2 tRNA genes and 3 rRNA genes are annotated in these 5,226 nt (G+C 54.7%); all 5 read left to right on the top strand.

Annotated features, from left to right (window positions below):
• Positions 1 to 71: 71 nt before the first annotated feature.
• The 5 genes from GPA27_RS27775 (at position 72) to rrf (ending at position 5,199) form a co-directional block, all read left to right on the top strand.
• Positions 72 to 1,607: ribosomal RNA gene (locus GPA27_RS27775) — 16S ribosomal RNA — on the top strand.
• A 73-nt stretch (positions 1,608 to 1,680) separates the two neighbouring features.
• Positions 1,681 to 1,757: transfer RNA gene (locus GPA27_RS27770), tRNA-Ile, on the top strand.
• 10 nt (positions 1,758 to 1,767) lie between these two features.
• A tRNA-Ala gene (locus GPA27_RS27765) sits at positions 1,768 to 1,843 on the top strand.
• Between the two features lie 269 nt (positions 1,844 to 2,112).
• Positions 2,113 to 4,996 (top strand): 23S ribosomal RNA (locus GPA27_RS27760).
• A gap of 89 nt (positions 4,997 to 5,085) precedes the next feature.
• A 5S ribosomal RNA gene (gene rrf / locus GPA27_RS27755) occupies positions 5,086 to 5,199 on the top strand.
• The 16S, 23S and 5S rRNA genes sit together here with 2 tRNA genes alongside, the layout of an rRNA operon.
• Positions 5,200 to 5,226 lie beyond the last annotated feature (27 nt).

Genomic DNA, 5,226 nt, shown 5'->3' with positions numbered 1-5,226 from the left:
GTTTTAATGTTGCAAAGATTGAGTGCTCATATGTAAGTCAGTAATGATTTCTTTGAGTGCTTTGTTGGATTGAACTTAAGAGTTTGATCCTGGCTCAGATTGAACGCTGGCGGCATGCTTTACACATGCAAGTCGAACGGCAGCGGGGGCTTCGGCCTGCCGGCGAGTGGCGAACGGGTGAGTAATGCATCGGAACGTACCCAGTCATGGGGGATAACTACGCGAAAGCGTAGCTAATACCGCATACGCCCTGAGGGGGAAAGCGGGGGATCGCAAGACCTCGCGTGATTGGAGCGGCCGATGTCGGATTAGCTAGTTGGTGGGGTAAAGGCCTACCAAGGCGACGATCCGTAGCGGGTCTGAGAGGATGATCCGCCACACTGGGACTGAGACACGGCCCAGACTCCTACGGGAGGCAGCAGTGGGGAATTTTGGACAATGGGGGCAACCCTGATCCAGCCATGCCGCGTGAGTGAAGAAGGCCTTCGGGTTGTAAAGCTCTTTCAGACGGAAAGAAAACGCCCCTCCTAATACGGGGGGTGGATGACGGTACTGTCAGAAGAAGCACCGGCTAACTACGTGCCAGCAGCCGCGGTAATACGTAGGGTGCGAGCGTTAATCGGAATTACTGGGCGTAAAGCGTGCGCAGGCGGTTGTGTAAGACAGGTGTGAAATCCCCGGGCTTAACCTGGGAACTGCGCTTGTGACTGCACGGCTAGAGTACGGCAGAGGGGGGTGGAATTCCACGTGTAGCAGTGAAATGCGTAGATATGTGGAGGAACACCGATGGCGAAGGCAGCCCCCTGGGCCGATACTGACGCTCATGCACGAAAGCGTGGGGAGCAAACAGGATTAGATACCCTGGTAGTCCACGCCCTAAACGATGTCGACTAGTCGTTCGGAGAGGTAACTCACTGAGTGACGCAGCTAACGCGTGAAGTCGACCGCCTGGGGAGTACGGCCGCAAGGTTAAAACTCAAAGGAATTGACGGGGACCCGCACAAGCGGTGGATGATGTGGATTAATTCGATGCAACGCGAAAAACCTTACCTACCCTTGACATGCCTGGAATCCTTGAGAGATCAGGGAGTGCCTTCGGGAACCAGGACACAGGTGCTGCATGGCTGTCGTCAGCTCGTGTCGTGAGATGTTGGGTTAAGTCCCGCAACGAGCGCAACCCTTGTCGCTAATTGCCATCATTTGGTTGGGCACTTTAGCGAGACTGCCGGTGACAAACCGGAGGAAGGTGGGGATGACGTCAAGTCCTCATGGCCCTTATGGGTAGGGCTTCACACGTCATACAATGGTCGGTACAGAGGGCTGCCAAAGCGCGAGCTGGAGCCAATCCCTTAAAGCCGATCGTAGTCCGGATCGTAGTCTGCAACTCGACTACGTGAAGTCGGAATCGCTAGTAATCGCAGATCAGCATGCTGCGGTGAATACGTTCCCGGGTCTTGTACACACCGCCCGTCACACCATGGGAGTGGGTTTCACCAGAAGTAGGTAGCTTAACCTTCGGGAGGGCGCTTACCACGGTGAGATTCATGACTGGGGTGAAGTCGTAACAAGGTAGCCGTATCGGAAGGTGCGGCTGGATCACCTCCTTTCAAGAGACAGGTCGCATCTGACCAAGTATCCACAACTTATCGGTTGTTCAGGCACGAGCCTCGAGTTTGACGAGGGTCTGTAGCTCAGCTGGTTAGAGCACCGTCTTGATAAGGCGGGGGTCGTTGGTTCGAACCCAACCAGACCCACCACCGGAAGCGAGGGGGATTAGCTCAGCTGGGAGAGCACCTGCTTTGCAAGCAGGGGGTCGTCGGTTCGATCCCGTCATCCTCCACCAACGCATTCGGTGGGCTCATGGGAAGGGCTAAGCAGTACGCACGGTGGTGTGTAGTGCTTAGGCCTTGGTGCCAGTGTTCTTTAACAAAGTGGAAGAAGTAAAGTGTGCAATCTCTGTTGCGCTGTGTCAGCGGCGCGTCAAGACAGAGGTTGAACATGGGTTGTGTGATTGCATTGTCGTCATCGGCGCTTTGAACCAGCGGTCGATGGCGGCGCACAAGCGTGAGTTCGCCTATGACAGGTCCCTGGCGACAGGGTCCAGGGTTATAGGATCAAGCGACTAAGTGCATGTGGTGGATGCCTTGGCGATCACAGGCGATGAAGGACGTGCAAGCCTGCGAAAAGCGGGGGGGAGCTGGCAATGGAGCTTTGATCCCCCGATGTCCGAATGGGGAAACCCACTCCTTCGGGAGTATCCCTGGCTGAATACATAGGCCAGAGGAGGCGAACGCGGCGAACTGAAACATCTAAGTAGCCGCAGGAACAGAAATCAACCGAGATTCCCCAAGTAGTGGCGAGCGAACGGGGAGTAGCCTGCACGACTAAACCATCTATTTAGCAGAACGGTCTGGAAAGTCCGACAATACAGGGTGATAGTCCCGTATGCGAAAAGTAGGTGGCGGGTCTGAGCGTGCGACAAGTAGGGCGGGACACGAGAAATCCTGTCTGAAGATGGGGGGACCATCCTCCAAGGCTAAATACTCGTGATCGACCGATAGTGAACCAGTACCGTGAGGGAAAGGCGAAAAGAACCCCGGGAGGGGAGTGAAATAGATCCTGAAACCGCATGCATACAAACAGTGGGAGCCTCCTTGTGGGGTGACTGCGTACCTTTTGTATAATGGGTCAGCGACTTACGTTCAGTAGCGAGCTTAACCGAATAGGGGAGGCGTAGGGAAACCGAGTCTGATAAGGGCGACATAGTTGCTGGGCGTAGACCCGAAACCGGATGATCTATCCATGGCCAGGATGAAGGTGCCGTAACAGGTACTGGAGGTCCGAACCCACTAATGTTGAAAAATTAGGGGATGAGCTGTGGATAGGGGTGAAAGGCTAAACAAATCCGGAAATAGCTGGTTCTCCCCGAAAACTATTTAGGTAGTGCGTCGTACGGACACTTGCGGGGGTAGAGCACTGTAATCGTTGGGGGGGTCACTGCGATCTACCCCGCGATAGCAAACTCCGAATACCGCAAAGTGATATACGGCAGACAGTCCTGGGGTGCTAACGTCCTGGGACAAGAGGGAAACAACCCAGACCGCCAGCTAAGGTCCCAAATACATGGCTAAGTGGGAAACGAAGTGGGAAGGCATAGACAGCTAGGAGGTTGGCTTAGAAGCAGCCACCCTTTAAAGAAAGCGTAATAGCTCACTAGTCGAGTCGTCCTGCGCGGAAGATGTAACGGGGCTCAAGCCATGAACCGAAGCTGCGGATCTCGCAAGAGATGGTAGGGGAGCGTTCCGTAAGCCTGCGAAGGTGTCTCGAGAGGGATGCTGGAGGTATCGGAAGTGCGAATGCTGACATGAGTAGCGATAAAGGGTGTGAAAAGCACCCTCGCCGAAAGCCCAAGGTTTCCTGCGCAACGTTCATCGACGCAGGGTGAGTCGGCCCCTAAGGCGAGGCAGAAATGCGTAGTCGATGGGAAACGGGTCAATATTCCCGTACCGATTTTAGATGCGATGGGGGGACGGAGAAGGTTAGGTCAGCCGGGTGTTGGACGTCCCGGTTTAAGCGTGTAGGCGTGCCCCGTAGGCAAATCCGCGGGGCTGAGCTGAGGCGTGATGACGAGGTCTCTTTGAGACCGAAGTGACTGATACCATGCTTCCAGGAAAAGCCTCTAAGCTTCAGTCTAAAATCGACCGTACCGCAAACCGACACAGGTGGGCAGGAAGAAAATTCTAAGGCGCTTGAGAGAACTCAGGAGAAGGAACTCGGCAAATTGATACCGTAACTTCGGGAGAAGGTATGCCCCACTAGCTTGTAGGAGTACATCCGAAGGGCGAAGGGGCCGCAGAGAATCGGTGGCTGCGACTGTTTATTAAAAACACAGCACTCTGCAAACACGAAAGTGGACGTATAGGGTGTGACGCCTGCCCGGTGCCGGAAGGTTAAGTGATGGGGTGCAAGCTCTTGATCGAAGCCCCGGTAAACGGCGGCCGTAACTATAACGGTCCTAAGGTAGCGAAATTCCTTGTCGGGTAAGTTCCGACCTGCACGAATGGCGTAACGATGGCCACACTGTCTCCTCCTGAGACTCAGCGAAGTTGAAATGTTTGTGAAGATGCAATCTACCCGCGGCTAGACGGAAAGACCCCATGAACCTTTACTGTAGCTTTGCATTGGACTTTGACGGGACTTGTGTAGGATAGGTGGGAGGCTTTGAAGCGGTGACGCCAGTTGCCGTGGAGCCAACCTTGAAATACCACCCTGGTGTCGTTGAGGTTCTAACCTGGGCCCGTGAATCCGGGTCGGGGACCGTGCATGGCAGGCAGTTTGACTGGGGCGGTCTCCTCCTAAAAGGTAACGGAGGAGTACGAAGGTCGCCTAGGTACGGTCGGACATCGTACTGATAGTGCAATGGCAAAAGGCGGCTTGACTGCGAGACCGACAAGTCGAGCAGGTGCGAAAGCAGGTCATAGTGATCCGGTGGTTCTGTATGGAAGGGCCATCGCTCAACGGATAAAAGGTACTCTGGGGATAACAGGCTGATTCCGCCCAAGAGTTCACATCGACGGCGGAGTTTGGCACCTCGATGTCGGCTCATCACATCCTGGGGCTGTAGCCGGTCCCAAGGGTATGGCTGTTCGCCATTTAAAGTGGTACGTGAGCTGGGTTTAAAACGTCGTGAGACAGTTTGGTCCCTATCTGCCGTGGGCGCTGGAAGTTTGAGAGGACCTGCTCCTAGTACGAGAGGACCGGAGTGGACGTACCCCTGGTGTACCGGTTGTGACGCCAGTCGCATCGCCGGGTAGCTAAGTACGGAAGAGATAACCGCTGAAAGCATCTAAGCGGGAAACTCGCCTCAAGATGAGACTTCCCCGGGGCCTCGAGCCCCCTGAAGGGTCGTTGAAGACCACAACGTTGATAGGTCGGGTGTGGAAGCGCAGTAATGCGTTAAGCTAACCGATACTAATTGCCCGTGAGGCTTGATCCTATAACCCTGGATCAACAGCGAACTCAACACGCCACAACACAATCACACGCCCCACACACTCTACTTCCCCACTTTGTGACCCTTTACAGTCTGACGACCATAGCGTCCCGGAACCACTCCTTCCCATCCCGAACAGGACAGTGAAACAGGACCGCGCCGATGATAGTGCTCTTCGTGAGTGCGAAAGTAGGTCATCGTCAGACTACCTACACCCAAAAAAGCCGCTACCC

Origin of the sequence: Aromatoleum toluolicum (assembly GCF_012911005.2) — a bacterium.
Classification (GTDB): Bacteria; Pseudomonadota; Gammaproteobacteria; order Burkholderiales; family Rhodocyclaceae; genus Aromatoleum; species Aromatoleum toluolicum.
The sequence above is the reverse complement of the archived record's forward strand: the minus strand, read 5'-3'. Positions and strand labels throughout refer to the sequence as shown.